The organism is Rhodococcus sp. MT28 (assembly GCF_058792695.1).
The window spans coordinates 43,886-69,214 of record NZ_JBXAFD010000013.1 but is presented as its reverse complement, the minus strand read 5'-3'; the positions used below and the strand labels follow the sequence as shown (position 1 = coordinate 69,214).

At 60.9% G+C, this 25,329-nt stretch carries 27 protein-coding genes and 1 pseudogene; 13 read left to right on the top strand and 15 right to left on the bottom strand.

Annotated elements, in window-relative coordinates; all coding sequences use genetic code 11:
* Positions 1-167 precede the first annotated feature (167 nt).
* The 6 genes from AC1Q6C_RS29395 (at position 168) to AC1Q6C_RS29370 (ending at position 6,900) form a co-directional block, all read left to right on the top strand.
* Positions 168-2,099: a bifunctional copper resistance protein CopD/cytochrome c oxidase assembly protein gene (locus tag AC1Q6C_RS29395; RefSeq protein WP_064113082.1), complete on the top strand. Its 1,932-nt coding sequence runs from the start codon at positions 168-170 to the stop codon at positions 2,097-2,099.
* A 244-nt stretch (positions 2,100-2,343) separates the two neighbouring features.
* Entirely contained in the window at positions 2,344-3,117 is a 774-nt protein-coding gene (locus AC1Q6C_RS29390) for a M23 family metallopeptidase (protein WP_261779397.1), read from the top strand.
* A 32-nt stretch (positions 3,118-3,149) separates the two neighbouring features.
* Positions 3,150-3,509, top strand: a complete 360-nt coding sequence (locus AC1Q6C_RS29385) for a BlaI/MecI/CopY family transcriptional regulator (RefSeq protein WP_003944627.1) — start codon at positions 3,150-3,152, stop codon at positions 3,507-3,509.
* Positions 3,510-4,460: a M56 family metallopeptidase gene (locus AC1Q6C_RS29380; protein ID WP_075836664.1), complete on the top strand. Its 951-nt coding sequence runs from the start codon at positions 3,510-3,512 to the stop codon at positions 4,458-4,460.
* 117 nt (positions 4,461-4,577) lie between these two features.
* A complete protein-coding gene (ctaD, locus tag AC1Q6C_RS29375) occupies positions 4,578-6,335 on the top strand; it encodes an aa3-type cytochrome oxidase subunit I (protein WP_047270592.1) in 1,758 nt (585 codons plus the stop codon).
* A gap of 28 nt (positions 6,336-6,363) precedes the next feature.
* The gene (locus AC1Q6C_RS29370; RefSeq protein WP_223304456.1) at positions 6,364-6,900 is read left to right on the top strand and encodes a hypothetical protein; all 537 of its coding nucleotides are present in this window, start codon (positions 6,364-6,366) and stop codon (positions 6,898-6,900) included.
* Positions 6,901-7,031: 131 nt separating this feature from the next.
* Here AC1Q6C_RS29370 and AC1Q6C_RS29365 read toward each other — a convergent pair whose 3' ends face one another.
* The 3 genes from AC1Q6C_RS29365 to AC1Q6C_RS29355 form a co-directional block, all read right to left on the bottom strand.
* Positions 7,032-7,223 (bottom strand): antitoxin, encoded by a 192-nt coding sequence (locus tag AC1Q6C_RS29365; RefSeq protein WP_047270593.1) that lies wholly within the window; start codon positions 7,221-7,223, stop codon positions 7,032-7,034.
* Between the two features lie 148 nt (positions 7,224-7,371).
* Positions 7,372-8,022, bottom strand: coding sequence for a vitamin K epoxide reductase family protein (locus AC1Q6C_RS29360; RefSeq protein WP_052959927.1), 651 nt, complete (start codon positions 8,020-8,022; stop codon positions 7,372-7,374).
* Entirely contained in the window at positions 8,019-8,675 is a 657-nt protein-coding gene (locus AC1Q6C_RS29355; RefSeq protein ID WP_047270652.1) for a DsbA family protein, read from the bottom strand. Before AC1Q6C_RS29355 ends, AC1Q6C_RS29360 begins: the two co-directional genes overlap by 4 nt.
* Before the next feature lie 183 nt (positions 8,676-8,858).
* Between AC1Q6C_RS29355 and AC1Q6C_RS29350 the strand changes: the two genes are divergently transcribed.
* Together AC1Q6C_RS29350 and AC1Q6C_RS29345 are read left to right on the top strand one after the other, a co-directional pair.
* On the top strand, positions 8,859-9,401 hold the full coding sequence (locus AC1Q6C_RS29350) for a copper resistance CopC family protein (protein WP_223304457.1): 543 nt from the start codon (positions 8,859-8,861) through the stop codon (positions 9,399-9,401).
* Positions 9,402-9,443: 42 nt separating this feature from the next.
* Positions 9,444-10,379 carry a cytochrome c oxidase assembly protein gene (locus AC1Q6C_RS29345; protein ID WP_054827426.1) on the top strand — a complete coding sequence of 312 codons (936 nt, stop codon included), beginning with the start codon at positions 9,444-9,446 and terminating at the stop codon, positions 10,377-10,379.
* Between the two features lie 59 nt (positions 10,380-10,438).
* Here the strand turns inward: AC1Q6C_RS29345 and AC1Q6C_RS29340 are convergent, their stop codons facing one another.
* Genes AC1Q6C_RS29340 through AC1Q6C_RS29310 form a run of 7 tightly spaced genes read right to left on the bottom strand, consistent with a single transcriptional unit; the run spans position 10,439 to position 17,236 of the window.
* The gene (locus AC1Q6C_RS29340; protein WP_064113085.1) at positions 10,439-11,182 is read right to left on the bottom strand and encodes a DUF305 domain-containing protein; all 744 of its coding nucleotides are present in this window, start codon (positions 11,180-11,182) and stop codon (positions 10,439-10,441) included.
* Positions 11,175-11,975 carry a thioredoxin-like domain-containing protein gene (locus tag AC1Q6C_RS29335; protein WP_047270598.1) on the bottom strand — a complete coding sequence of 267 codons (801 nt, stop codon included), beginning with the start codon at positions 11,973-11,975 and terminating at the stop codon, positions 11,175-11,177. Before AC1Q6C_RS29335 ends, AC1Q6C_RS29340 begins: the two co-directional genes overlap by 8 nt.
* Positions 11,976-12,035: 60 nt before the next feature.
* Complete coding sequence (lnt, locus tag AC1Q6C_RS29330; protein WP_054827437.1) at positions 12,036-13,637, bottom strand: apolipoprotein N-acyltransferase; 1,602 nt, start codon at positions 13,635-13,637, stop codon at positions 12,036-12,038.
* Positions 13,634-15,265, bottom strand: a complete 1,632-nt coding sequence (locus AC1Q6C_RS29325; RefSeq protein ID WP_054827427.1) for a cytochrome c biogenesis protein ResB — start codon at positions 15,263-15,265, stop codon at positions 13,634-13,636. Before AC1Q6C_RS29325 ends, lnt begins: the two co-directional genes overlap by 4 nt.
* Positions 15,262-16,071, bottom strand: coding sequence for a cytochrome c biogenesis CcdA family protein (locus AC1Q6C_RS29320; protein WP_047270602.1), 810 nt, complete (start codon positions 16,069-16,071; stop codon positions 15,262-15,264). Before AC1Q6C_RS29320 ends, AC1Q6C_RS29325 begins: the two co-directional genes overlap by 4 nt.
* On the bottom strand, positions 16,068-16,682 hold the full coding sequence (locus tag AC1Q6C_RS29315; RefSeq protein WP_047270604.1) for a TlpA disulfide reductase family protein: 615 nt from the start codon (positions 16,680-16,682) through the stop codon (positions 16,068-16,070). The genes AC1Q6C_RS29320 and AC1Q6C_RS29315 overlap by 4 nt, the downstream gene beginning before the upstream one ends.
* Before the next feature lie 26 nt (positions 16,683-16,708).
* Positions 16,709-17,236 (bottom strand): TlpA family protein disulfide reductase, encoded by a 528-nt coding sequence (locus AC1Q6C_RS29310; protein ID WP_442971568.1) that lies wholly within the window; start codon positions 17,234-17,236, stop codon positions 16,709-16,711.
* Positions 17,237-17,580: 344 nt separating this feature from the next.
* On the opposite strand from AC1Q6C_RS29310, the gene AC1Q6C_RS29305 reads away from it, so the two are divergent.
* The gene (locus AC1Q6C_RS29305; RefSeq protein ID WP_080961187.1) at positions 17,581-17,844 is read left to right on the top strand and encodes a DUF4229 domain-containing protein; all 264 of its coding nucleotides are present in this window, start codon (positions 17,581-17,583) and stop codon (positions 17,842-17,844) included.
* Between the two features lie 136 nt (positions 17,845-17,980).
* Here the strand turns inward: AC1Q6C_RS29305 and AC1Q6C_RS29300 are convergent, their stop codons facing one another.
* The 3 genes from AC1Q6C_RS29300 to AC1Q6C_RS29290 all read right to left on the bottom strand — a co-directional run bounded on the left by AC1Q6C_RS29300 (position 17,981) and on the right by AC1Q6C_RS29290 (position 18,697).
* Positions 17,981-18,289, bottom strand: coding sequence for a hypothetical protein (locus AC1Q6C_RS29300; protein WP_047270607.1), 309 nt, complete (start codon positions 18,287-18,289; stop codon positions 17,981-17,983).
* Positions 18,286-18,504 (bottom strand): MerR family DNA-binding protein, encoded by a 219-nt coding sequence (locus AC1Q6C_RS29295; RefSeq protein ID WP_256670292.1) that lies wholly within the window; start codon positions 18,502-18,504, stop codon positions 18,286-18,288. The genes AC1Q6C_RS29300 and AC1Q6C_RS29295 overlap by 4 nt, the downstream gene beginning before the upstream one ends.
* Positions 18,505-18,565: 61 nt before the next feature.
* The gene (locus AC1Q6C_RS29290; RefSeq protein ID WP_223304459.1) at positions 18,566-18,697 is read right to left on the bottom strand and encodes a MerR family DNA-binding transcriptional regulator; all 132 of its coding nucleotides are present in this window, start codon (positions 18,695-18,697) and stop codon (positions 18,566-18,568) included.
* 201 nt (positions 18,698-18,898) lie between these two features.
* Here AC1Q6C_RS29290 and AC1Q6C_RS29285 point away from each other — a divergent pair.
* Positions 18,899-19,162: pseudogene (locus tag AC1Q6C_RS29285) on the top strand (cytochrome bc1 complex cytochrome b subunit); the annotation flags it as partial.
* Between the two features lie 63 nt (positions 19,163-19,225).
* Here the strand turns inward: AC1Q6C_RS29285 and AC1Q6C_RS29280 are convergent.
* On the bottom strand, positions 19,226-20,848 hold the full coding sequence (locus AC1Q6C_RS29280; RefSeq protein WP_047270656.1) for an Nramp family divalent metal transporter: 1,623 nt from the start codon (positions 20,846-20,848) through the stop codon (positions 19,226-19,228).
* A gap of 43 nt (positions 20,849-20,891) precedes the next feature.
* Positions 20,892-22,235, bottom strand: a complete 1,344-nt coding sequence (locus AC1Q6C_RS29275) for a magnesium transporter MgtE N-terminal domain-containing protein (RefSeq protein WP_047270613.1) — start codon at positions 22,233-22,235, stop codon at positions 20,892-20,894.
* Between the two features lie 931 nt (positions 22,236-23,166).
* On the opposite strand from AC1Q6C_RS29275, the gene ccsB reads away from it, so the two are divergent.
* The 3 genes from ccsB (at position 23,167) to AC1Q6C_RS29260 (ending at position 25,019) form a co-directional block, all read left to right on the top strand.
* A complete protein-coding gene (gene ccsB / locus AC1Q6C_RS29270; protein ID WP_047270614.1) occupies positions 23,167-24,153 on the top strand; it encodes a c-type cytochrome biogenesis protein CcsB in 987 nt (328 codons plus the stop codon).
* A 270-nt stretch (positions 24,154-24,423) separates the two neighbouring features.
* The gene (locus AC1Q6C_RS29265) at positions 24,424-24,693 is read left to right on the top strand and encodes a WhiB family transcriptional regulator (RefSeq protein ID WP_052959928.1); all 270 of its coding nucleotides are present in this window, start codon (positions 24,424-24,426) and stop codon (positions 24,691-24,693) included.
* Positions 24,690-25,019: a hypothetical protein gene (locus AC1Q6C_RS29260; RefSeq protein ID WP_054827429.1), complete on the top strand. Its 330-nt coding sequence runs from the start codon at positions 24,690-24,692 to the stop codon at positions 25,017-25,019. Before AC1Q6C_RS29265 ends, AC1Q6C_RS29260 begins: the two co-directional genes overlap by 4 nt.
* Positions 25,020-25,329 lie beyond the last annotated feature (310 nt).

The following is a 25,329-nucleotide window of genomic DNA, read 5'->3' as shown; positions in this document are numbered from 1 at the left end:
TTCTCGCCTATGACTGGAGCGTCGTATTCTCATATGCGCATATTTGCCAACGAGAGAGTTTCAGTAAACCCTGGCTGAAGCACCCATGCAACTATCCGTCATAGTATTTTGGTCCGGAGCACCGATCGCGCGGGCGAGATCCACAATGCTGAGAGGTCCACCCGCAAATGATCGAAACCGAACCGTCCGGCGCCGATACCCTCGTCGTCGGACGACCCATACGGAAAGTATTGGGATGGGGTGTCATAGCTGCAATCACTGCGGCGGCATTGGCGCGCGCATCAACTTCCGAGGCGCTGCGATTGCTCGGACTTCCAGATCCGGGGCCCTTGACGATTTACGGACTCCCGGCGGTGATGGCGTTCGGCGAGGTTGCCGCCGTGATGACCGTAGGCAGTCTACTTTTGGCTGCCGTTCTCGTTCCGCCTCAAGCCTCAGGTGTACTCGATGTCGACGGATATCTGGCGCTACGAACCGCAAGCGTCGCCGCCGCTATCTGGGCGGTATGCGCGGCGCTGCTCGTTCCACTCACCCTCTCGGACAGTTCAGGCCAACCTCTCTCCGTCGTGTTCGCCGATCCAGGGCTGTTCGCTCGCGCGATTTCGGACATCGATGTCACAACTGCATGGGCATGGACCGCAGGGCTCGCACTCGTGCTCGCGATTGCGTGTCGTCTGACCCTGCGATATTCGTGGACACCGTTACTTCTCGCATTCGCTTTGTTCAGCCTGCTCCCCAGGGCATTGTCGGGTCACTCCTCTTCGGGTGGATCCCACGACATCGCCACGAACAGTTTGGTTCTGCATATCCTCGCGGCGTCGATTTGGATGGGAGGAATAGCGGCTCTCGTGTTGCATGCCCGCAGAAAGGGGAGCTATCTCGACTTCGCCGCGCGCCGCTTCTCGGCCGTGGCACTCATGGCGTTCGTCGTCATAGCGATCAGCGGTGTGGTCAACGCTGCCGTGCGGGTGCCGCTCACCGCGGTGTGGAGTAGCACCTACGGTGTCTTGATTCTTGCCAAAGTCGCCGCCTTGGTCCTCACCGGACTGGCAGGTTGGCGCCAACGGAAAATCGCGATCGCCGAACTGACGAAGGATCCTAGCGACGGTCGCACCTTCATTCGTCTGGCAGTGGTGGAGTCGGTGGTTCTCGCAGTAACCGTCGGTATCGCCGTCGCCCTGGGCCGCACGCCGCCCCCGGCGCCCACGGAGCGACAGGATCCGAGCAGAGTCGAGGAGGTGCTCGGGTATGCGCTCGATGGCGTACCGACTGCGGGCCGCTTGCTCGTCGACTGGCGATTCGATCTCATTTTCGGAACTCTCGCCGTGGTGTTGGCTGCGTGCTACGTCGTCGGCGTTTTTCGCCTCCGACAGCAGGGCGTGCAGTGGTCGACGTTCCGATCGGTCAGCTGGGCTCTGGGGTGCCTGGTGTTGCTTGTCGCAACATCATCGGGAGTGGGTAGGTATGCACCTGCAGTGATGAGTATGCATATGGCGGCAACGTCCGCCGTGGCGGTCCTTGCTCCACTCTGTCTGGTCCTGGGCGCCCCGTTCACGCTGTTCAGGCTCTCCGTTCGGCGATCGTCCGGAGATGCGCCGGGGCTGAGGGAATGGGCGCAAAGCGTGTACAGAGGCTCCTGGTTCCGATTCATGTCCCAGCCCTATGTGATCGCTGTGATTTTCGCCGGAGCCCTGCCTCTCCTTTACCTGGGGGGGATGTACAGCGCTGTCGCCGGCTCGCACGTCCCCCATCTGGTGATCAACGGAACCCTGCTGATCTGCGGTTTCATGTTCTTCTGGGTCATGGTCGGCGTCGATCCCTTGCCGAGGCGAGCGAGCGCCGCGATCAGGACGACCCTGCTCCTGGCGGCGTTCTTGGCCTACGGGGGCCTCGCAGCAGCACTGATCGCCACTGACACGGTGATTGCCGATCAGTACTTCGCGTCGTTGCAGCGCGGCTGGCTCGACGACTTCTCGCGAGATCAACGGTTCGGTGCCGGACTGATAATCGCGATCGGAGCAGTGCCCCTGGCAATCGCGACAGGGTTTCTCCTCACCGCGTGCTGCTCGCCGAGATGCCACCGCGCGGCACATGAGTAGGAGAAGGTGCATTCGCAGCGGGGCGGTCTGTCGAGATTTTGAATTTTGTCAACGCTCGCCCAAAAACTATGCGAAATAGTAGTACGCTGTCTGGGACCGTCACCATTCTGTGACCTTCCGCGACGCAAGGAATGCGATCTTGGCCCGACACCGCAAGCCCGACACCGACGATCTCGACTGCCCACTTCGGGAAAGTTATCTTTTCGGCACGCCACACAGCGATCGAGACCTGCCAGTCGACACGATGTATATCTCCACCGCATCTGCAGTCGACCGGGAATCCGTCGCTGGAAGCGTTCAGGCGCGACGCGGCGGCGCTCATCGCCGACAGTCCCGCAATCGTCCTGGTGGACGGGCTTTGGTTCTCTCTGTCGCCACCGGCGCTTTGCTTGCCGCCGGCACATCCGCCTCACATGCATCGACAGGGAGCGTCAGTGTTCCCGTCGAGCTCGACCAGCAACCGTTGGCACCTCTCGAGCAGGCGCTGGCATCGGCTCCGGAAATTCTCCAGGTTCCCAAACTGGCCGAGCTGGGGAGGCTGGCCGAACAGTTGGCTCGAGGCACCGAACGCGACACCGATCGCGCTTCGAGAGAGGCAGCTGCACGCCAACCGCTGACGATGGCTCCTGTCAGCGGAACATTGACGTCGAACTACGGACCGCGTTGGGGGTCGACTCATTACGGGTTGGACATTGCCAATGAGATCGGTACACCTATCGTGTCCGTCACCGACGGCACGGTACTCGAGTCCGGACCTGCGTCCGGTTTCGGACTGTGGGTCCGTATCCTGCAGGATGACGGGACAATCGGGGTCTTCGGACACATCAACGAGACTCTGGTAACCGCGGGTCAAAAGGTGCGTGCCGGAGAATTGATTGCGACGGTAGGAAACAGGGGACAATCAACAGGGCCACATCTGCATTACGAGGTGTGGCAGGCAGACGGCCAGAAGGTCGATCCCATGGCATGGTTGGACGCGCGTGGGGTACAGATCCAGCCTCCGGCCGTCAGTGACTGACGCAATCGACGATTTCCGAAGGGGGAAGGAAGATGAAGAGACTCGGCGGGCTCGAATCCGAAGTGATGGATCTCCTGTGGGATGCAGAAGAGCCGCAGTCTGTGCGGGATCTGGTCGACCGCTTCGAGGGCGGCGCCCCGAAGGCATACACCACGATCTTGACCGTCGTGACGCACCTTCACGAAAAAGGGTGGGTGCAGAGGGAAAAACGAAGCCGCGCATACATCTATTCGCCATCGCGTAGCCGCGATGAAGCGACCTCACTGGCCATGCGCGAATTACTCGACAACAGCAATGACTCTGTTTCAGCGCTTCTGCACTTCGCGCAAAACGTCTCCGATGACGAATACGAGGCACTGCGGCGAGCACTGGATCACGGCAAGGTTCGGTAGATGACTCTCGCCGCAGTCCTCCTTCTCGGGGCCGTGCTCATCGGAGCGTTCATGCCCAAGGTTTTGCGGCGTTTCGAATCGACCACTCTGGCTCCTGCAGCGATTCTCGCGGCATGGATCGGCAGCATCGTGGGTCTGGGATTCCTTGCCGTATCGGCAGTAGTGATCCTTCTGTGGCCGAGCCATGCACCAGCGGAAGGGCTCTCCGAGGCCCTTGTGCGATGCTTCACTGCCTTCCAACACGCGATGGCCCCCTGGATCGGGGAAGCGCTCGCTGTCGGCGGAGTTGCGGTTACCGCGCTCATCGCCGTTCGCAGCTTGTTCTTGGCTCATCGGCAACATAAGGGCCGAGCCAAGGTCCGCGACTACCACCGTGATGTCGTATCGATCATCGCCCGCGCAGATCCGGCATCGGATGATGTTCTCTGGCTTGATCATCCGATGCCGATGGCCTACAGCGTCGCTGGACGGCCGGGATTCGTCGTAGCGACCAAAGGTCTCTCCGATTGCTTGACCGCCTCCGAGCGCGAAGCGGTGATCGCGCACGAGCGGGCACACTTGCGAGGGCAGCATCACCGGATCATTAATGTGTGTGAAGTCTTCGCGAAGGCGCTGCCGGTGATCCCGCTGTTCAAAGCGGCTCCCGCTGCGGTGCGGCGGCTGGTCGAGCTCGCTGCCGATGATCGGGCCGCACAGGCCACCAGCCCCGATGCCGTCCGGTCGGCGTTGCGCGTGGTGGCGACGTCGCCGCTACCTCAGCCGGTGTGGACTCTCGGGCTCGGTGACGACGAGATCTCGGTGCGTTTGGTCAGGCTGCAGGCCGATTCCCGGATTCGCGGCACCAAACTGGTCTGCATCTCTGCTGCGATGCTCCCGATGATCGTTCCCGTCATCGCCGCGTTGACCACCATGGTCGTCTTCTCTGCGTCCGCTCATGCCCTCGTGACCTGACGGCAGTCGGAAAGGGTGGCCGAGGCGCCACCCGGACCCAAAAACTATGCAACGTAGTATTTGGGTTATGCTTCTGTCGCACACTCTATTTGCGTCTCGACAGGAAGCGGGCTGACTATGACCGCAATTGCATCACCCCCGATCCCCGCCCGGCCGTACCCCGCGCGACGGGCGCCGAAGGGATCGGTGCTGCGGAACCTTGTGACGACGACCGATCACAAGACGCTCGGCTTGATGTATTTGGTGACTTCGTTCGCGTTCTTCCTCATCGGCGGGCTCATGGCGCTGATCATGCGCAGCGAACTGGCGATTCCGGGCATGCAATTCCTGTCGAACGAGCAGTACAACCAACTCTTCACCATGCACGGCACGATCATGCTGCTGCTGTACGCGACGCCGGTGGTGTTCGGATTCGCCAATTTCGTTCTCCCCCTGCAGATCGGTGCGCCGGATGTCGCCTTCCCGCGACTGAACGCGTTCAGCTACTGGCTCTACCTTTTCGGTGCTCTCATCGCTACGGGCGGGTTCGTCACTCCCGGAGGTGCCGCAGATTTCGGCTGGACGGCCTACACGCCTCTGAGTTCGGCAGTCAGCTCACCTGGGGTCGGTGCGGATCTGTGGATTGTGGGGCTTCTCGTCTCCGGTCTCGGCACGATTCTCGGCGCGGTCAACATGATCACCACCATTGTCTGCTTACGCGCTCCCGGTATGACGATGTTCCGCATGCCGATCTTCACGTGGAACATCTTCATCACCTCTGTCTTGATTCTGTTGGCCTTCCCGCTGTTGACCGCCGCACTCTTCGCACTGCTTTACGACCGTCGCCTCGGTGGCAACATCTTCGACCCCGCGAATGGCGGAGTCCTGCTGTGGCAGCACCTGTTCTGGTTCTTCGGCCACCCCGAGGTCTACATCATCGCGCTGCCCTTCTTCGGTATCGTCTCGGAGATATTTCCGGTCTTCAGCCGCAAACCGATCTTCGGCTACAGCGGCCTGGTCTACGCGACGCTCGGTATCGCGGCGCTGTCGATCGCAGTGTGGGCGCATCACATGTACGCGACGGGCGCGGTTCTCCTGCCGTACTTCTCGTTCATGACGTTCCTGATCGCCGTGCCGACGGGTGTGAAGATCTTCAACTGGATCGGCACGATGTGGAAGGGACACCTGACGTTTGAGTCACCGATGCTGTTCTCTCTCGGATTCTTGATCACCTTCCTCTTCGGTGGTCTGTCCGGTGTGCTGCTGGCGAGCCCTCCGCTGGATTTTCAGGTCACGGATACTTACTTCGTGGTCGCCCACTTCCACTACGTGGTTTTCGGTACGGTCGTGTTCGCGACGTACGCCGGTATCTACTTCTGGTTCCCGAAGATGACCGGTCGCATGATGGACGAGCGCCTTGGCAAGTGGCACTTTTGGACCACGTTCGTCGGCTTTCACATGACGTTCCTCGTTCAGCACTGGCTCGGTGCCGAGGGTATGCCGCGTCGTTACGCCGACTACCTACCCGCGGACGGGTTCACCACACTCAATACAGTCTCGACCATCGGTTCCTTCATTCTCGGAGCCTCCACTCTCCCGTTCATCTGGAACGTCTTCAAGAGCTACCGATTCGGCGAAGTGGTCACTGTCGACGATCCGTGGGGCTACGGAAACTCGCTGGAGTGGGCAACGACCTGCCCGCCGCCGCGTCACAACTTCACCGAGTTGCCGCGCATCCGCAGCGAGCGTCCGGCCTTCGAGTTGCATTACCCGCACATGGTTGCTCGGATGCGAGCAGAAGCACACGTCGGGGCCGGTCACCGGCCGGAGACGAGTTCATCAGAATCGGAGAAGGTACTTACCGCATCCACGTCCGATGATGACGAGAAGAATTAGCTCGGCGGCCATACCGATGGGAAAGTCAATGTCAACACGAACAATGCCGGTGGTCATCGTCCCGGCAACAGATACCGCTGCCGCCCTACTCACGGACTGGTTGATTCGAGACGTACTGCCGACCGCTCTCGACGGCGGCGTGGCGAACCATGCTGGTGCCCGGTTGCGGACTTTGCCACCGGTATCTCGTCGCCACATCCGGCACCCCCGCAAACTTCGGGTTCACACCCGTCGAGTCAGCGAAGTAATCGCCGCAATCGAGAATCATCTCCAGACCGGAGCGGATTTCGTTGACGCAGAGCGGACCTTCATGCGTTCCACCACTGTCCTTCCAGACCCCGTGCTGAACGCCGCGGCCAGTATCAGTGGCGCAGTGATGGATATCGGGAGTTCCGCGGCGGCATTGGCGAATCGTGCCCTCCTTCTCGTTCCGACGACAATCGAGTCGTCGGAAGCGGCGCTCTCGACGCAATCGAGGGTAACCGAATCCTATTACGCCCTCCTTGCGCGGCTGTGGCACAGAGATTTTCACGCGAGTATCGTGATTCCGCAGACCGAACCCTGAGCGCTCCTCGCTTCGGTGTGCTGTCACGAGGGGGGCACACCGAAGCGAGATTATTCGCGCTCTCGACGCCGATTCTCAGTCGTACGGCGTGGAGACCAACGAGCAATCAGGCGGCAAGGCAAAGAGAGTCGCTACTTCTTCGGAGGAATCGCTCTCTTTGCCGCAAGCGCAGCCCTCCGGATCTGGCTGGTCAGTTTTCCACCGGTCTTGGCTTCGGCAGACGCGGCGGTTTTGTCGATCGCGTTTTCGATCTTGTCTGCGTTCTTCGAGGCAGCCTCCTTGCCCTTGTCGACTAGCGCTTTCGCTGCACCCATGAATTTCATATTCGTCTCCTTCTCCTGGCCTCATCGCCCTCTACTCGGGAGGGTTGCGGATCTAAAAACTAAGATCCATAGTAGTTGAGTTGAAGGTTGACTGATCGTGCAACAGTTGGCCGAGTGCGACGGCGTTGGCAGATTTTCGTGGGACTCGTCAGACCAGTGTCGACCAGTAGTCCCAGAATGCGCTGAGAATCATGCTCGCGACGGACACGATCCAGATAGTAAGCACGAGAGTGTGTTTCTCGGTGCCGACGGTCACGATTCGCGAGGAGGTCGACGCGCTACGAGCACCTAGATGCAAAATGGCATACCAGAGGGCTGTCATCGTCACCACCCACACGACCATGCAGTACGGGCACAGTGCCTGGATTCTGTACAGGCTTTGGAAAATCAGCCAGTGAACCAGCACCGCTCCGGTGAGCAAGCCGATGACGATACAGCGCCAATACCACTGAGGTAGTGCCTTTGCGGCGGTGAGGGTCACGATTCCCGTGGTCAGTAGGACGGTGAACCCGACTATACCGAGGATCGAATTCGGGAAACCGAAGATCGAGGCTTGTGGAGAACTCATCACCGATCCACAACTGAGGACGGGGTTGATGCTGCAGGACGGGCGATATGAGGGATCCGCGAGAAGCTGAAACTTCTCGATAGTCAGTATCAGAGACGCCGCCAAGCCGAGAGCGCCTGCTGCAGTGAGAATCCATCCGACGACATAGGGGGAGCACACTTTCGGGGCCGAGTCGACAGTCGGAGGTATACCAGTGTCGACGTGGGCACCGCGTGCTCCCGTTGATGTCATTGGGCCAGCGCTGCGTCGATGCGAGCGGTGAGATCGTCATATGTCGGCATGGACGGCAACTGGACGCCGTTGAGGAACAGCGTCGGTGTGCCCTGCACGCCCAGGTCGATACCTTCGTTGAAGTCCCCTTCGACACGCTCTGCGACTGCGGGATCATTCATATCTGCTTCGAAGGTCGCCATGTCGAGTCCCAGATCCTGGGCGAACGTACGGAAGAGGGCTACTTGAGATTCGGACGACTCGCCCCACTGGGTCTGCGTGTCGTACATTCGCTGGTACATCTCCACGAACTTCCCTTGCCTGGACGACGCTTCGACGACTCGCGCCGCGAGTCGACTGTTCGTGTGACTGGGAATGGGGAAGTACCGTACACCGAACGTGATGCGGTCAGCGTACTCAGCACGTATCCGCTCCATCGTCGGATACATCGCCAGGCATGCCTCGCACTCGAAGTCGAGGAATTCGACCAGAACGACATCGTTGTCCGGCGCAGAGGAAAGTAGATGCGTGTCGTCGCGAAGAACCGATGCGTCCGAAGCGCTGGCGCTGTTTGTCTCCCTCCCGCTGCGGTTGCCGAGCAACAGCGCGCCGAGGACGACAGCGAAGACAGCTATCAGGGCTATCGAGAATTTCGCGTTGGTGGTCAACTTCATGGATCCGCCTACCTGGTCGGTGTTCGTCGATGCGTGCAACCTTCCGGCCACCACACAGCCCTGAATACTATGCAACATAGTAGTCGGAGGTATTGTCTCAGCGAAGTGCGGTGTGCATCGATCGCCGGACTCCGCACCTCGATGGTGTGAGCCGAGTAGGAGGAACAGATTTTGAGGCGTGCAATGGTTGTGCTGCTGGTGGCTGCGGGGTGTGCGCTCATAAGCGCAGGCACCGCGCAAGCACACAGTGCACTGGTCGGATCGACTCCATCCGCCGACGCAGTTCTCGACACTGCGCCGAGTTCGGTGGAATTGGTTTTCAATCAGGAGATTCAGACGAGTTTCGCGAACGTGACCGTCAGTGCGGCCGACGGGACGCAGGTCGGAGCCGGGGAGCCGTCGGTGCAGGGAGAGCGCGTTTCTCTCGTGACGACCGGTCAGATGTCGTCTGGCACTTACACCGTTGGTTACCGGGTGATCTCTGAGGACGGACACCCGATCACGGGGTCGTACTCCTTCACCTTGAACGCGGCGAAGAACAATGCGGCGCCGCTTCCCGGAGGTGCAACACCTCCGGCAACTGTTGCGCCGTCGGCGGCGACCGCCGATGCCGACTCCGACGACGGATCCCCACTGTTGTTGCCGATTCTCGGTGGCGCAGTGGCAATCCTGTTCGTGATCGGGATGGTCATCGTTCTCCGCGGAGACAAGCGCTCGAAGCGCTGAGATGTTACAACACAGTACGAGCGGGGAGGGACCACGTAGGTGATGGACTGGATACGTTTACCCGAGGCCGTGCCTTCGTTCGGAGCAATGGTGGGGTGGGCGCCGCAGCCGCTCCCGGTCCTACCACTGATCGGAGTCCTACTGGCAGCGTGGTATGGCTGGGGTGTCTACCGGGTGACGTCTTCCGGTCGGGTGTGGCCGTGGACGAGGACGGCCAGCTTCCTCTTCGGCTGTATATTGCTGATCCTGGTCACGGGGCTCGCCGTCGAGGGCTACGGGTACGAACTCTTCAGTATCTGGATGTTCCAGCATTTGACCTTGTCGATGGCGATTCCACCACTGCTCGTTCTCGGCAGCCCAGGTCTTCTCCTGCTGCGCTCCACCCCTCACACAGGGTGGGGAATTCCGATCCTCAAGCTGGCATTGACGGCACTCAGAAGCCGGACGGCGAAGATTCTGCTACACCCCGGCGTCACGATTCCACTGTTCCTGTTCAGCTACTACGGCATCTACCTCTCGCCGGTATTCGACCTGGTGGCGTCGTCCTGGGTCGGTCACACAGGCCTGGAGCTCTTCTTCCTGGCCACTGGAGTGTTGTTCATCGTTCCGGTGCTCTCATCTGGGCCGTTGCCCGTCAAGCAAAGCAACCTGGGTCGATGTTTCGACCTCTTCGTCGAAATGCCTCTCCATGTTTTCATCGGCGTGATCCTGATGATGGCAACCTCGCCACTCCTGAGTACCTTCACCAATCCGCCGGCGTCCTGGAACGTCGATCTGATGGCCGATCAACAAATGGCGGGGGCTTTGGCATGGTCGTACGGAGAACCCGTCGCGTTGATCATCATGGTGGTTTTCGCGATGAGGTGGAATCGCGACGAGACCCGCACCAACGCCGCCGTCGACAAAAAGGCCGCCAGGGACGGTGACGTCGACCTCGAGGCCTACAACGAATTCCTCAAAACCCTTCCCCGTCGATGACTGCTCTCGGCATCTCGATGATCGGGTTCGGCGGATGCGACGGTGTGTGAGATGAGTGGTCAGTTCATCGGGATCGGTTGGGCACCTCTCACTGCGAGCAGTTCTCGCAATGCGGTCGATTCGGCCTGCTGTGTAGCGGCGATCTGTCGAGCAAGATTTGTCACGACGGGGAGATCGGCATTGTCAGCGGCGTATTGGGCCATCGGAATTCCCCCTTGATGGTGGCGCAACAGTAATTGCAAATAGCGAATCTCAAATGCCGGTCCGGTCAGGGTGCGTAGTTCCGCGAGTTCGGCGGGAGAAGCCATTCCCGGCATCGCGACTGATTCAGTTACGCCGGAATCACTTTGTCCGGTGCTCATGCCGGGCATCGAGTGATTCATCGCCGAGGAAGTTGAGGGCATCCACTCCATATACTCGCCCGTGCTCCGGGCGGGTCGATCCCAGAGGGACAGCCACCCCTGCATCATTCCTATCTGACTTTGCTGAGTAGTGACGACGTCGTACGCGAGCGTACGGATAGCGGGGTCGGCAGTGTTCACCAATGCGAGGGACGACATCTCGACCGCTTGCCCGTGGTGAACCGACATGTCCTGCGCGAAGCCGACCTCCACTGCGCCGACGGCTGGGACCCCCTGCGAGGTGTTCTCGATCCGCCCCTTTGCCCACAGGCCGATGATGATTCCGATCAACAGAGCGATGACAATACCGACCACCAACACTGCGGCCGGCGTGGCATGGCGTTTGCCCGATGAATCGGATACCGACTCGGATTGAATCGATACCGCCTCGTGTTCAACCATTTTCGCGACTCCTCGTGATCGCCGGCGCAGGTGGGGTCGTTGCTGCGGGAAGACCAGTGGCTGACTGCTCCGACGCTGCGGGAATCGCGTCAGGGCCTGGCGGAGATGCGTCGAAGGGGAAAGGAGCGTTCGGGTCGAATCCTCCCGGGACCGTTGCACAGCTGGCACCGGCCTCTGGATGGGTGTTCGGGTTCTGTTTGAGGGCGGTGATGAATTTTGCGATACGGGGGTCGTCGACGCTGTCGACTTTGAGTTGGTGCCCCCACGACTGAATCGAAACGGGGGAATCGATGCCAGGGAACGGTGACATCAGGGAATACGGCTTACCGTTGACTTGGGAGGTAAGGGCGTCGACGTCGGACGGATTCAACGAGTCGGGGTTGTAGGCAATCCAGACCGCACCGTGCTCGAGTGAATGCACCGCATTCTCAGTGCGTATCGGCTCCGGGTAGACGATGCCTGTGCATGTCGCCCAGTACTGATCGTGCGCTCCTCCCAAGGGGGGAGTTTGATCGTATGCAACGCGCTGAGGCGCTTGAATATGATTGCCGGCCGCGTATTCGATTTCGGTTACCCCTTCGATGGACAGCGAGGGGTCCGGGTTGTCCGCGCTCGGAGCGTATTTTTGTGCTTCGGTCCTCTCGATGGCCTTGGGCACCATGTTGTAGGCGATGACCGAGACCAGGCCGGCGATAATCAGGACTGCGATCGATATCGACCACGGAAAACTTCGGCCACCGGGCACCCCACCGCCGCGGGGGCGGGGTGTGTTCTTCTTGCGGTTCTTCGACATTGGTGGACTCGTTCCCTTGCGCGCTGGCACCGACACTGAATTACTATCAATCATAGTAATTCATGGTTTCGTTCTTCTGCCGAGACAGAAGCGGTACGCGCCCCCGAAGAGAGATGCGGCAGCGAGAGAAAGGACGATCACCGCCAGGGCGATCTCGGGAACCGCGCCCAGACGTGTTGCCGGTGTGAGATCGGAACGCAGGGCGATCTCGTCGGTCAATGCCTGTGCTGTGAAGATCTCGCTCTGTTGGCGTACCTCTCCCGTCGGCGTGATGATCGCACTGACACCGCTGGTCGCGGCGATCAACACAGTGCGACCGTGCTCGACTGCCCGCACCCGCGACATGGCCAATTGCTGAAAGGTCATCTCCGTCCGGCCGAAGGTCGCATTGTTGGTGGGAACCGCGATGACGGTGGCTCCCGCCTGGACCGACTCGGTCACCAGATCGTCGAAGGCCACCTCGTAACACGTGGCAACAGCTACCTGAACTCCGTTGAGGTCGACGACACCGTTCCCATTCCCGGCAACGAAATTGCCCGCAGAATCGGCGTACGACGACACTGCACGAATGATCGGTCGGAGCGGCAGGTACTCCCCGAACGGCACGAGTTGTCGTTTGATGTGTTGCTGGCCAGGGCCATCCGTGGGATCCCACACCATGACACTGTTGATCGATGTGCTCGCTTCACCTACGAGAACCGTACCGACCAGGATTGGTGCCCCGATCGAACGGGCTGCTCGGTCCAGTCGCTCTGCCGCATCCCGATTCACCAAAGGATCTATATCCGAAGCATTTTCGGGCCAGATAACAAGCCGTGGCCGGGCTGCGCGACCCGCCGCGACATCGGCAGCGAGCTGCTCGGTGCGGGCAACATGATTATCGAGCACCGCTCGGCGTTGGGCGTTGAAATCGAGGCCGAGTCGCGGCACGTTGCCCTGAACGACGGCAGCAGTGACGACCTCGTCAGGGGCGGCACCGGGAGAACTTGTCACCAATGCACTCACAAAGATGAGGACGACGGCAACGCCACCCTTCGCCAATGCTTGCCATCGAACACGGGAGGGTCCGGCCAGTGACCAGGCGATGAGAGTTCCGGTCAGTGCAGTCACGAAGGAAAGACCTGGCGCCCCTGCGATCGAAGCCAACGGCAGCAGCGGACTGTCCGCCTGCCCGAAGGCCAAACGCCCCCACGGGAAACCGCCGAACGGAATTCGGCTACGAAGTGCTTCGGCGGTGACCCATGCACCCGCAATCCACACCGGGGAAAGGGGAGCGCGACCGACGGCCACTGCCAGTACGCCGAACACGCCGAACGCGAGCGCTTCAATCGCCGCCAACGCCAACCAAGGCGTTGCACCGACATACGCTCCGACCCACGGCAGCAAGGGAACGAAGAATCCCAGTCCCGCGGCATAGCCGAATCCGAAACCCGCACGGAGACTGCGACCCTGGAGAACGGCGGTCAGCAGGGCGATGGCGACAGGGGCCAGAAACCACAGCGTGCGCGGCGGAAAACTGAGAAATAGCAGCCACCCAGCGCCCACCGAAAGCGCGAGACGCAAAGCGTTCCCACCGTAAAGCCGTTTGGGGCGACCACTCTTCAGGCATGCATCGAGTTCACCGTCGGCAGTGAGTGCACGTTCGGACGAAGGGACCCTCACAGGCCCGCTCCCGTAGAAGGAGAACTGTGCTGGTCCGTCCACAATTTCTCACAAAGATCGTCGAATTCGCCGCCCCACCCTGCATGATCGGTCCTCGCGAGGCCTCCGAGTTCGAGATCGACCTGCTCCGGTGCTGCCCCCGGGCGTAAACGGATCCACACGCGCCGCCTCCTGATCACGAGCGAGGTCAGAAGTCCGAGCATCATCGTGATCGCAAAGACGAGAACCCACTGTTGCGCAGGGTCGTACGACACCTGTAGATTGGCGAATTCCTTGGCCCCGTCGAACCGAACCTGTGTTCCGTCAGAGAGAGTCCGCGTCTCTCCCGGTCGAAGGTTCACACGATCTTGTTTGACCAGCCTTCCTTGGTTGATCATCTCCGTATTCAACGAGAAGATCGATTGCGGAATGCCGGTATCCAGACCCGTATCGCCCTTGTAGATGTCGATCGCGACCGCAGGATCACGTGCGTCGGGAAACGACGAAGTCAGGAGCGTCCCACTGAAGGCCGCGGTCGGCGCGAAGAGTCCCTCGATGGCAATCTGATTCTTCCGGCGCTCGTTCGGATCGGGGAACGAACCGCCGGGTGGATCGAAACGCAACGCCCCACTGCTGAGAAACGTCACCGCGTCGTCCGGTTGAAACTGCATTGTCTCGGTACGGGACTGGCCATCGGGGAAAGTGACGGTGAACTGCGGCGCGTACCCGTGGCCGGTCAGATAGACGCGGGCGCCATCGGTACGCAACGGTTCGTTGACTCGAAGACGGTAGTCCTTCCACGTATTGGTCGCGATGTCCTGCCCGCTCTGGTATGAGATGTTGGAGGTGAACATTTCGGCCTGACCAGTATCGAGATAGTCCGCGGAAAAATCGTTGACCTTGATGCAGAACGGTGCGAGACCAGTTCCGTCAGTTGCACTTCCAGCGCGAAATGAGTCGTACACAGCGGGTGAGGTGTTGCAGAATCCAGGACCACCGTCGGCAATGACGATGACCGAACCCTCGTACCCCACCAGCTTGCCGATGGCGACGGTGACGAGCAACCCGATCAACGAGAAGTGGAAAACCAGATTCCCGGCCTCGCGCAGATATCCCTTCTCCGCCGAAACCGATACTCCGGAATCATTTTCGGGATTGACTGCGATGCGCCAACCCTTGAGAGACCGGCGCACTCTCGTCAAGGCCTCGTCGTGAGAGATATCTACCTCGCCGCGGAAATGGTGCGGCAACCGGGACAGATTCCGAGGTGCCCGCACAGGCTGGCTCCTGAGTGCGCCGAGATGCGCCCGCAAGCGTGGAAACAGGCAGCCGATGAGAGAGAGAAACAGGAGAACGTAGATTGCGGTGAACCAGAAACTGGAAAAGACGTCGAACAACTCCAGCTTGTCGAACAGTGGGCCAAGGGTTGGTTGGGCCGCAATGTACTGGGACACTTTCTGCACGTTGAGATTTCGCTGAGGCAGCATTGCTCCGGGGAGTGCTGCCAGCGCCAAGAGGAACAGGAGCACGAGCGCGGTACTCATCGACGTCAATCTGCGCCAGTACTGGCGCAGCATTCGAATGCTTTCTCGGATAATCAGTCTCGGGAGGCGACGGATGCGAGCTCCCGTGGGGACACTCTCTGTCATATCGGCAACACGACCGAACTGACAAACTCGTTGCGCAACCAGCCGATGAACACGCCCCACACACCGGTGACCAGTGCCAGACCGACAGCGACGAGCATTATTCCGCCGACGATCTGAATCGTTCGTGAATGGCGTTTGAGCCATCCGACGCCTCGGAGCGCTTTCACCGACCCGAACGCCAGCACGATAAACGGTAATCCAAGTCCTAGACAGTAGGCGACGATCAGCAGCACCCCGCGCGCTGCCGTCGTGCCTTGAGTTCCGGCCGCCACCGAAAGAACCCCTGCGAGAGTGGGGCCGAGACATGGTGTCCAGCCCAACGCGAACACGCCCCCCAACAAAGGTGCGCCGGCAAGGGAGGAGATTCGTCGCGGCGCGAATCGTGCGTCTTTCTGCAGGGCAGGAATAAGGCCGATGAATGTCAACCCCATCACGATGGTGATCACCCCGCCCACACGTTGGAGCAGCGCTTCGTTGATGCGCAGGGTGCTGATCACGCCGAATACCGATGCGGTGGCGAAAACGAACACCACCGTGAATCCCGCGACGAACATCGTTGCCGCGCCTGTCACCCGCCATCTGCCTGCTGCGGGTCTCGTGGTCGCGTCTTCAGGGGTCACCGCCGGAGAATCAGCTCCGGAAATGCCGGCTAGATACGACAGGTATCCGGGAACCAGTGGCACCACGCACGGTGAGGCGAAAGAGACCAGACCGGCCAAAACGCACGCCGCTACGGCGAGCAGCAACGGACCGCTCGAGGCGGCGGTCTGGAAGCTGGACCCGATGCCTTGGGCAAAGTCGTTCACCGTTCGGCCGCCACACGCTCGATGACAGGCTGTAGATCCTCAGTGAGAAGTGCACGAAGGAACACTGCGGCGACGCGATGCTGACGATCCAACACCAACGTGGAGGGAATCACGCTCGTCGGATAGTTTCCGCCGAGCGCTATCAAGGTCCTCATCGACGGGTCGTAGATCGAGGGGTAGCTCACGTTGTTGTCGACGACGAAGTCCTGAGCTTTGTCACGTTGAGGATCTCGAACATTGATCCCGAGAAACTGAACGCCGAGGTCTTTGGTTGCTTCGTAGGCGCGTTCGAGATCGTCGGCCTCGGAGCGGCATGGGGCGCACCATTGTCCCCACAGATTGATCACGACGATCTGATCTGCGTAGTCAGTCAGTGAGATATCGTTACCGTCGGTCATAAGGTCAGGCCCGGCCAATGCGCCGATTCTATTTCGCGACTCGGGTGGGTCGTACAAGATATCGGTTTGCCCCCCAGGCGAGACGAAATCGAAGTTCGCACCCGAAGCGACCGCGTCGGTACCGCTCGCGCACCCACTTGCGGCGACGACCACCGCGGTGAGGATAGCAATGAGTGAGAGGGGATGGGCATGCGCTCGGGGGGTGCGGTGCATCCGTTGTCGCGTGGGTGTGGGGACTGTCATTTCATCAACTCACTTACGGCGGAGCGTATTTGGTCCGTGTTTTCGAAAACCATGGGGGCTGTGACCTGGTCGACGGACCCGTCACGTTGGACGAGGAAGCTCAGCGGCAGAACTGGCGGCGCCGACAGTGCAATTCCGACGTCGTCGATGGCGGCGAACGAGGGATAGCGCACGCCGGCGTCCGTGAGAAGTGCTAGTGCTGCTGACATGTCGTCCTGGACATTGACGCCGACCACACGGATGGCGCCGGGGCTGCCTGCGTAATCGTTCAGAACCGGGATCTCCGATCGACACGGCCCACACCACGAAGCCCAGAGATTGATCAAGGTGGGTTCCCCGGACAGCGCTGCGCCGAGGTCGACTTCAGTGCTCTCGCCAAGACACGTCGCTTTGATTCCCCGGAGTTTTCCGTTCACGGGCGGTGCCGCCGGGGCCGCAGGGCAGGAAACCTTCGCTGCTGCGGTCGCAGATGTGAAGCTCGGGTCGAGAGCTTCGCCGTCGTCTTGGGATGCGGCCGGGGGCATTTGCGGTCGGGTTGGGGAGTGGGATTCGGTTGGTTCGGATCGAGGCCAGATTGCCACGACAAGGAGGGCGATCACGGCCAAGAAGAACATGAGCCATCGCGACCGTGCCTGCATACACTTCCTCCAAGTATGGTGCGGCGAATCGGGGAACAACACTGAACTACTATTGTGCATAGTAGCTATATTGGTTCTTCCACCGGCCCTCGCTCAGCAGCGGCAGGGGCCCGAGTCCAACTATTGAATCGAGCACTGTGAAACGTCAATCCGCCCCGGAGGGTCGTCCCAGCTCGTCGGCCCGCCCCGAAATTCCAGCACTGGATTCACATCAAGGGCCGCCGACGCGAATGACACGAATCGCACGGTCGAAGCTTGTGCGATTGATGGTGTACTACACCGCAGCTCGACTCGCCCTGATCGCTGGGCTCGCAGTGATCGTCATGGGAATCAACGCCGTATTCGACCTCGAAATCCCCGGCGCTTTGTCACTGTTCGGGGCCTTGCTGCTCGGATTCGCCATCTCTGCGATCGCATTCCGATCGTTGCGACGCCGGATCAACGACGAGGTGATGGTCGTAGATGAGAGGCGTCGCGCGTCGCGCACCGCGTGAAGAAGTTTCCCGCGGCCACGCCGGCATAGATGAAGCCTCCTTCATCCCCCGGTGTCACCCGGGAAGGGGCTAGGTCGCGGCGATCGCTGCTGCCGAAGCCGAATTCGGAGCAGCAGTCAACGACTGTCCACGTTGGTCAATCCATTCCGAATGCTCTCCTCAGCGCCGACACAGTAGGAGCGCCGTCGACAGCGCCCGCGGCATCGCGATAGAGCCTGCAGGACACGCTCGGGATCTGATTTGACTCGGCTAAGGGATCGTGGCCGTCGACGAGCAACGTCGGAGACCCGGCCATACCCGCGAGTGCTGCTGATTGGGAATCCTCGATGACCAGGTGGCGCAGTTCCCATTCGATCGATACACCCGCGAGAGCTTGCTCGATTCGTTGTTCGAGGAGCGGCACGTTGGGGCAGTCCAGGACTTGCAAAATTTCGAGTTGAATCATGGTGTTCCTTCGTCGGTGTGCAATGTCTGGAGCATGGGGCAGTGCCGGTCAGCTCGCGGTAGTGCACAGGTGGAAGCGAATTCGGTCAATGAGGCCCGCATGCATTGCAGATCTCGGATCTTTTCGTCGAGCTCGGCGATCTTCTTCTGGGCGAGTCTCCGCGCTGCGTCGCAATCGTCCGGTCCGCCACCGTAGAGGTGGAGAAGTTCGTTGATCTCCTCGAGGCTGAAGCCGTGTTCCTGGGTGCGTTTGACGAACCGGATAATCTCGACCGCCTCATCCCGGATATGAGCGGTATCCCGAGGCGGATCGTGGAGGCTGCTGCAGGAGTCCGCGCCGTTCGTAGTACCGCAACGTCTGCACATTCACCCGTGAGGGTGGCCAGTTCACTGCTACGCATGTTGCCATTGTGAACCCTGTACCCGGCTACGGAGTCAAGTTGTTCTGCCCGGCGGCAGGACATCGTCGACGGTGACCACGCCGACGACTGGGATTGTCGCGAGTTTATAGTCGGCCATCAGTACCACGACCACGACGAGGAAGCGCAGCATCCGAACCCGCGAGCCCTGCGATCGGTGCTGAATCTCCGACTACCACCGCACGCAGGCAAACCTGCTGCAGCGTCCGCGGGACGTTCCGGTCCGCACCGCGATCGGCGCGATGGTCATCGCGTTCTACCTGGTCTGACGATCCCCTGCGTCAACGACATCATTGCGTACAAGTTCAACATCTCGCTGAACGCGATGATGTGGATCGGCCGAATCGGCATGGTGCTGCTGCCCCCCGATCGCGTTCTTCGTCACCTACCGGTTCTGCCTGGGTCTGCGGCGCAGCGACCGTGAGGTTCTCGAGCACGGCATCGAGACCGGCATCCCGCGTGGTGGTGACTCCCGAGCTGCTGGTACTCGCACTCTCATTTGGCTGCGGCTCGGCATCCTATCGGCTGCCGAGTTGAATAGCCTTGACCACGAGAAGTATCGCGCCGATGACGAGGTAGCCCCGCAAGGCCAGCATGCCCAGTTTCGTTCCGGAGGACCACACGACCGGTTCGAGCAGCGTCAGCGGCGGCATCCGCCACTGCATCTTTGCCTCTCGCCCGACGTCAGGGGGCAGAGCGGTGACTACGCCGCGGCGCCGGTCGAGCCACCGCACGCCAACTGTTGCGACGATGCCAGCGACGACCAACGCTATCCCTAGGTATATTGAGGCGGTCACCACGTTGAGGTCGGGAAAAACGGTGGTGGCCATGAGGATTCCCGAGAGCATCAGCAGGACCGCGACGATCAGCCCGGCGACGAGGTTGAGCCAGCGCGGATTAATCCAGGGTCCGAGTACTTGCCGGTCGTTGCACAGCAGCAACAGGAACACGCTCGCGCTGGGCAGGAGCAGTCCGGCAAGAGCCTGCACGGCGGTAGTGATCAGTCCAAGCGGTGCGCCGGGGATCAGCACGATCCCCGCGGCAAGGAGGACCATGGCACCGTATGAGAGGTAGAAGGGTTTGGCCTCCTTGAACCCTCGGTGTAGCGAGTGGCTGATCCCGAACACGTCACCGAAGGCGTAGCTGGTCGACAGAGTGACCGCAGCGGCACCGATGATCGAGGCGTCGAGAAGCACGATCGCGAAGATCGGGCCGAGGACGGAACCATTCGCGCTGAGTAGGCGCGCGATGTCGCCGGCGTCCACGAATTCTCCGACACTGCCAGTTGAGCGGGCGGCGTAGTCGGCGGTCATCATCAATGCCGCTGCGCCGGCGACGACGACCAGCGCCCCGAGGACGGTGTCGGCTCGTTCGTAGCTGATGAACCGCGGGGTGATCCGTTTGTCGATGATGTTGGACTGTTGGAAGAACAGTTGCCACGGCGCGACAGTGGTGCCGACGATTGCGATAATCAACAACACCGCGTCCGAGGTGATCCCGCCTCGGACGCCCGGAATCGCGAAGTCTCGGGCAGCGCGACCCCAGTCTGGGTGTGAGAGCAGCAGCATCGGGATCTGTACCGCCGTGACGGCGATGAAGACGAACATCGCACGTTCCCAGCGGCGGAAGCTGCCGGTGGCCATGATCGCGATCAACGCGACCGCAGCGGTCGGCACGACGATGTACCGTGAGACGCCGAAGTAGCTGGCGGCCAGTGAAACTCCGATGAACTCGGCGACGATGGTCAGGAAGTTCAATACGAACAGATCGCCGACCGAGAACCAGCCCCACCCGCGGCCGAAGCGCTCGTTTATCAGCCGGGCATGCCCCACCCCGGTCACCGCCCCGAGTCGGACAACCATCTCCTGGTTGACGATCAGCACTGGAATCAACAATAGCAACACCCAAAGCAGCGAGTACCCGTAGTTCTGGCCGGCCTGCGCGTAGGTGGCAACACCGCCGGCGTCGTTGTCACCGACCATGACGATGAGGCCAGGCCCGACGATCGCCAACATGGTCAGCATCCGAGCCTTGAAAGTGCGGCGAGATTCCTTGTCGGACAAACTGATTCTTCCGAGCGCCCCCTCGATGTCGCCGAGGTGCGCGGAATCGAGGACTGCGGACGGTCGCGGTTCAGGCATACCGACAGGCGTATGTGCCGGGGTGGCGTCGGTGATCTCGGGTTCAGCCACGGTCATCACCGCCTGGATCTGTGGAGGTGGTGTTGGTCGTAGGGTGGTCGGTGGCGCGCTCGACGATGGGCCTCGGTGCAGGTTCTCGCCGTCGCCAGTCGTCGGGGATGGAGGCCTCGAGGACATCGTCGACGGTGACCACGCCGACGACGTGGTCGGCATCGTCGACGACTGGGATCGTCGCGAGGTTATAGTCGGCCATCAGCACCGCCACCTCGGTTAGGTCCGCCACGGGGGTCACGCGCACAGGGTCGGTGTCCATGATGTCGACGATCGGGGTCACCGACTCCGATTGCAGCAGCCGGATGACCGACGCCACCCCGATCAGCCGGCCGGCGTCGGTGAGCACGTGCACCTTCAGCAGAGCCTCGGGCTGCATGGACCGTGCTGCTGAGATTGCCGACAGGGCCTGCGCCGCAGTGGCGGTGGCGGCGCAGGAGATGACGTCGACGCTCATCAGGCCGCCGGCGCTGGACGAATTGAACCCCATTAGTGTGATCACCTTCGTGCGTTGGCCGGCCGGCATCAGATCGAGCACTCGTCGACGGCGGGACTGTCGTAACTCTGCGACTGCGTCGGCGGCGTCGTCTGCGCGCATGAGACCAAGCACACCGGCCACCTCGACGTCGCTCATGTCGGCGAGCAGCTTGTTGGCCTTGCCCGGGTCGAGCTCTTCGAAAACGTCCGCCTCAAGCTCGGGGTCGGTGTGGACGCGGTCAAGGATTTCCCCACCCTCGCGCTTGTCTGCGCCCTCGAGCAGATCTGCAATCTGCGCCGGTTTAAGGGTGCCGACTCGCCCGCCGACCCGCCGCACTACCATGCTGTGTTTGTGGCCGATCAAGGGTTCGAACGCTTTCCAATCCCGACTGGCGTGTCCTCCATGGGATTTGATTAAGCCGAAGAACCGGGCCGGGCGGCGAGTGTCGAGCCGTGCGAGTACCCACCCGTGACCGGGGTTCTCGAGTTCGATGTCGTAGGCGTGCACCAGCTCCGCGGCCGGGACGTCGATCAGCCGATGGCCAAGGACGTCGGAACGCAGCAGTACCTCGCCCTCGCGGCGCTCGAACCCGCGCAGGTCCACCTTGTTCTGCGCCAGCATCACCCGGTCCCCGTCGAGGTGCTCGATCCGTTCGACAGAAACGTACACTCGCCGACCACCGACATTGACTACCAGCCCGGATACCGTCGGGTAGGTGTCCACGCCGAGCAATCGCACGATCAGATCGTCTAGGGCGCCGACGATGTCCCCATTCCGTGCGATCACTGGTCGCTTCAGTAGCTGTGAGAGATGGATCACCGGATGCGTGGGGGCTCCGTCGGTCGCTGACTCGGTCATCGGCACTCCTCGCGTCGGTGGGTGGTGGGACGAGCCACGCAGGATGCGCACACTCGCGCGACGGCTATTGATGTCCGATTGAAAGGTCGGTGGACGGACAAGCGTGGCCTAAGTTCGGCGCGGCTCGGTCAGTTGCGACTCAGTTCGCCGGTGACGACGCATCTGCATGGTTGAAACTCGCGACCAAAACTTCAAGCACGCCACCTTCTCGCTTCGCGGACAAGCCTTCCCGCTCCGGTATTGTTACATGCGCACCTATGCATGTAAAGTCCGGTTTGGGAGCCGTTTGGGGCGACTCTCAAGCTCGGCGACTTCTGGCGTAGCGGTTCGGGTTGTGAGGTTGTCGGAGCAGAGGCTCAATGCGGATGCACGGTCGACCCCGCCTTTGGTGAGCGTATTCATACATCCGCCCATCTATCGCGCACGTGGTCCAGTGCACCTAGAAGCGTTGCCGTGAGCGCGAAGTCGCGTCCCCGGAGGGTCGGTCAGCAGATCAATGCGTCAACGTGTTCGCTCGGTGACATGGCAATGTTCGTTGCGTCAGCGAGCCCTTGCGCCCTGAGGGGTTTGGCATATCACTCAGCGCCGCGGAACGCGGTATCCGACGGCAGCCTCATTTTCCGGGTGACTCCCCGTTGAGCCACACAACATTGACTACTATCGGGCATAGTAGTCAATATGTGCCCTCGCCGACCTCTACGGGCATGCTGATCTGAACGGACGACTGATCGAAACCGCAGTGCGCCGAGGTCGGGCAATGACGCGTACGGCGGGTCCGGCGCATCCCAGACGGAATTGTAGGTTGTGCGATTCTGCCAAGTCTGCGGCACGGATTAATGGACCACGAATGACGTACGAGTAGTAGAAACTCGCTGGACGGGTGCGGCCGCATCTGATCTGAGAACCCGGATGGCTCAGGAGAGGACCCACCGTGCCCATCAACCAAACCATTGCCAGGCTGAGTGACCTGTCGTTCCAGTCGGCCTTCGCCGTGTATCTGTTAGCCCTCGTGTTGCTGATCTGGCACTACGCCGCGACACGCACCGACCACGTCCACCGGTTCGAGTTGGGGAGCAGGAAGCTTGTGGCGGCAGGGGGAGTCTCGGCGCCGTCGCCGGAAGTGCCCGGACGGATCGTTTCGGCTCCGCCGAAGCCAGTGCCCGAGCGTCTCGGCAACATGGGTGCCGCGGTTCTCGTCGTGGGCTTGGGACTGCACCTTGTGTCGATCGTGTTGCGTGGCTTCGCAACCGGACGTTTCCCGTTGGGCAACATGTACGAGTTCGTCACCATGGCCACCGCGGCCGCAACGGCGACTGGCATCGTGTTTCTGCGTGGGCAGACATACCGCGCGATGTGGGTTTTTCTTCTGGCGCCGGTCCTAATCCTGATGTTCGTTGCGGCAACCCTGCTCTACGCCGACGCAGCGCCTGTCGTTCCGGCTCTGCAGTCCTACTGGCTTCCGATCCATGTCACAATCGTCAGCATCGGCAGCGGCGTCTTCCTGGTTTCCGGCGTGGCCAGCCTCGCGTTCCTACTACGGATCCGACAGCCCGCCGGCGCGGAGCGCCGCGGGCCTGTAGGTTCGATGGCTCGTCGTTTGCCCGACGCCCAGACACTCGACCGGTTGGCCTACAGAACCGTCATCGTCGGCTTCCCTCTCTTTGGTATCGGAGTCATCCTCGGCGCGATCTGGGCGGAGGCAGCCTGGGGTCGGTTCTGGGGGTGGGATCCCAAAGAGACGATGTCGTTTATCGCCTGGGTGATTTACGCCGCCTACCTCCACGCCCGAGCGACCGCAGGTTGGCGCGAGACCAAAGCCGCTTGGATAAACATCGCAGGATTCGTCTCGATGCTGTTCAATCTGTTCATCATCAACATGGTCGTGTCCGGATTGCACTCCTACGCCGGTCTGAGCTGAGCGATTCGTGATCGAATTGAAGCTCGACGGGCACGTCCACGGTGGCGTTCGAAGCGAAGACAACGTATGAGTGCCCAAAGAATGATCTTCGTAGGCTACGTCGCGGGGCGCGACTGGTGCGTTCGAGGCGGCGGGGGGTTCCTTCGTGTCTTGCCTTCCTGCTGCTTGTTTGAATGCAGTCACGGGTTTGGTTATAGGTTATTCGGGTGAGGGCGTGACGGAAGGCGAGGTTCGAGTGCCGGTGGAGGGTGGTCTTACTGCTGGAAGCCGGTGGGATTCGCCGACTCGGCGGATTTGTCAGAACTGCCCCTGCTCGGTAGTTGTCGCGAGTATGCCCTGGGTGCTGGTGAGCCGTACGGAACCTGGGGTGGCATGACCGAAGCCGATCGAAAGCTGGGATCATCCTTTGACCCCGTCGGAGACAGGTGTGTAATTGTCCCGTGGGTCAACCGCAAATCCACGTTGCGAAGTCCGCTCGGCCGGGGAATGGTCTTCGAGATTCTCTTGCGGCGCCGCTGTATCAAGGAGGCGATTCGATGACGAATGACGAGGCGCCTCTGTCGGTTTACCGAATGACGGGCGATGACCTGGTCGCGGAGTACCAATACTTGTACGACAGGTTTGATCGCCACACCCCGAATCAAAAGGCGCGGTTCTACTATGTGAACGGGGAAATGAAAGCTCGTGGGCTCGAACATGGCATGCCAACTCCCGCTGCGCGCGATCACGACGATGCCTGGGATGGAGAGATCCGAGATTCGCGTGTTACGCGAATAACTGCACTGCATGGCTTCCCGGTCGATTTTACGGTGTCGAATCGGTGCGCAATACACACTCATCAAGGGCCTGGGATCAACGAGCACTGAGGCGGTCGCTGAAACCACTCACGCCCGCGGACTCAGGCGTTTGACGGATCACGGTGATGCTCCCTCTTCGGGTGTGGTGTCATCAGGTTCTCCTGACTGTATTGCGTAGAGGTTCGGCTTGCACTGGACTGCTTTTCGGCGGCTAGCGCACAGATAATCGAAGTTACAGATTGGAAAACTTGCGCTGCAGGCGTAGCACCGACCGTCTTGACTTTGCGACACGGCGAAAAATGCTGTGGTGGCATGGAGTTCGCTTTCGGACTGATCTCGTGAGGTCCTCCGTGCCGTTCGTGGTTCTCTGGCCGAGATC

Excerpts from the sequence above, each read along its gene's own strand:
- AC1Q6C_RS29395 (WP_064113082.1), top strand. The coding sequence starts at position 168 with ATGATCGAAACCGAACCGTCCGGCGCCGATACCCTCGTCGTCGGACGA.
- AC1Q6C_RS29390 (WP_261779397.1), top strand. The coding sequence starts at position 2,344 with ATGTATATCTCCACCGCATCTGCAGTCGACCGGGAATCCGTCGCTGGA.
- AC1Q6C_RS29385 (WP_003944627.1), top strand. The coding sequence starts at position 3,150 with ATGAAGAGACTCGGCGGGCTCGAATCCGAAGTGATGGATCTCCTGTGG.
- AC1Q6C_RS29380 (WP_075836664.1), top strand. The coding sequence starts at position 3,510 with ATGACTCTCGCCGCAGTCCTCCTTCTCGGGGCCGTGCTCATCGGAGCG.
- ctaD (WP_047270592.1), top strand. The coding sequence starts at position 4,578 with ATGACCGCAATTGCATCACCCCCGATCCCCGCCCGGCCGTACCCCGCG.
- AC1Q6C_RS29370 (WP_223304456.1), top strand. The coding sequence starts at position 6,364 with ATGTCAACACGAACAATGCCGGTGGTCATCGTCCCGGCAACAGATACC.
- AC1Q6C_RS29365 (WP_047270593.1), bottom strand. The coding sequence starts at position 7,223 with ATGAAATTCATGGGTGCAGCGAAAGCGCTAGTCGACAAGGGCAAGGAG.
- AC1Q6C_RS29360 (WP_052959927.1), bottom strand. The coding sequence starts at position 8,022 with ATGACATCAACGGGAGCACGCGGTGCCCACGTCGACACTGGTATACCT.
- AC1Q6C_RS29355 (WP_047270652.1), bottom strand. The coding sequence starts at position 8,675 with ATGAAGTTGACCACCAACGCGAAATTCTCGATAGCCCTGATAGCTGTC.
- AC1Q6C_RS29350 (WP_223304457.1), top strand. The coding sequence starts at position 8,859 with ATGGTTGTGCTGCTGGTGGCTGCGGGGTGTGCGCTCATAAGCGCAGGC.
- AC1Q6C_RS29345 (WP_054827426.1), top strand. The coding sequence starts at position 9,444 with ATGGACTGGATACGTTTACCCGAGGCCGTGCCTTCGTTCGGAGCAATG.
- AC1Q6C_RS29340 (WP_064113085.1), bottom strand. The coding sequence starts at position 11,182 with ATGGTTGAACACGAGGCGGTATCGATTCAATCCGAGTCGGTATCCGAT.
- AC1Q6C_RS29335 (WP_047270598.1), bottom strand. The coding sequence starts at position 11,975 with ATGTCGAAGAACCGCAAGAAGAACACACCCCGCCCCCGCGGCGGTGGG.
- AC1Q6C_RS29325 (WP_054827427.1), bottom strand. The coding sequence starts at position 15,265 with ATGACAGAGAGTGTCCCCACGGGAGCTCGCATCCGTCGCCTCCCGAGA.
- AC1Q6C_RS29315 (WP_047270604.1), bottom strand. The coding sequence starts at position 16,682 with ATGCACCGCACCCCCCGAGCGCATGCCCATCCCCTCTCACTCATTGCT.
- AC1Q6C_RS29310 (WP_442971568.1), bottom strand. The coding sequence starts at position 17,236 with ATGCCCCCGGCCGCATCCCAAGACGACGGCGAAGCTCTCGACCCGAGC.
- AC1Q6C_RS29305 (WP_080961187.1), top strand. The coding sequence starts at position 17,581 with ATGACACGAATCGCACGGTCGAAGCTTGTGCGATTGATGGTGTACTAC.
- AC1Q6C_RS29300 (WP_047270607.1), bottom strand. The coding sequence starts at position 18,289 with ATGATTCAACTCGAAATTTTGCAAGTCCTGGACTGCCCCAACGTGCCG.
- AC1Q6C_RS29290 (WP_223304459.1), bottom strand. The coding sequence starts at position 18,697 with ATGGCAACATGCGTAGCAGTGAACTGGCCACCCTCACGGGTGAATGTG.
- AC1Q6C_RS29280 (WP_047270656.1), bottom strand. The coding sequence starts at position 20,848 with ATGCCTGAACCGCGACCGTCCGCAGTCCTCGATTCCGCGCACCTCGGC.
- AC1Q6C_RS29275 (WP_047270613.1), bottom strand. The coding sequence starts at position 22,235 with ATGACCGAGTCAGCGACCGACGGAGCCCCCACGCATCCGGTGATCCAT.
- AC1Q6C_RS29260 (WP_054827429.1), top strand. The coding sequence starts at position 24,690 with ATGACGAATGACGAGGCGCCTCTGTCGGTTTACCGAATGACGGGCGAT.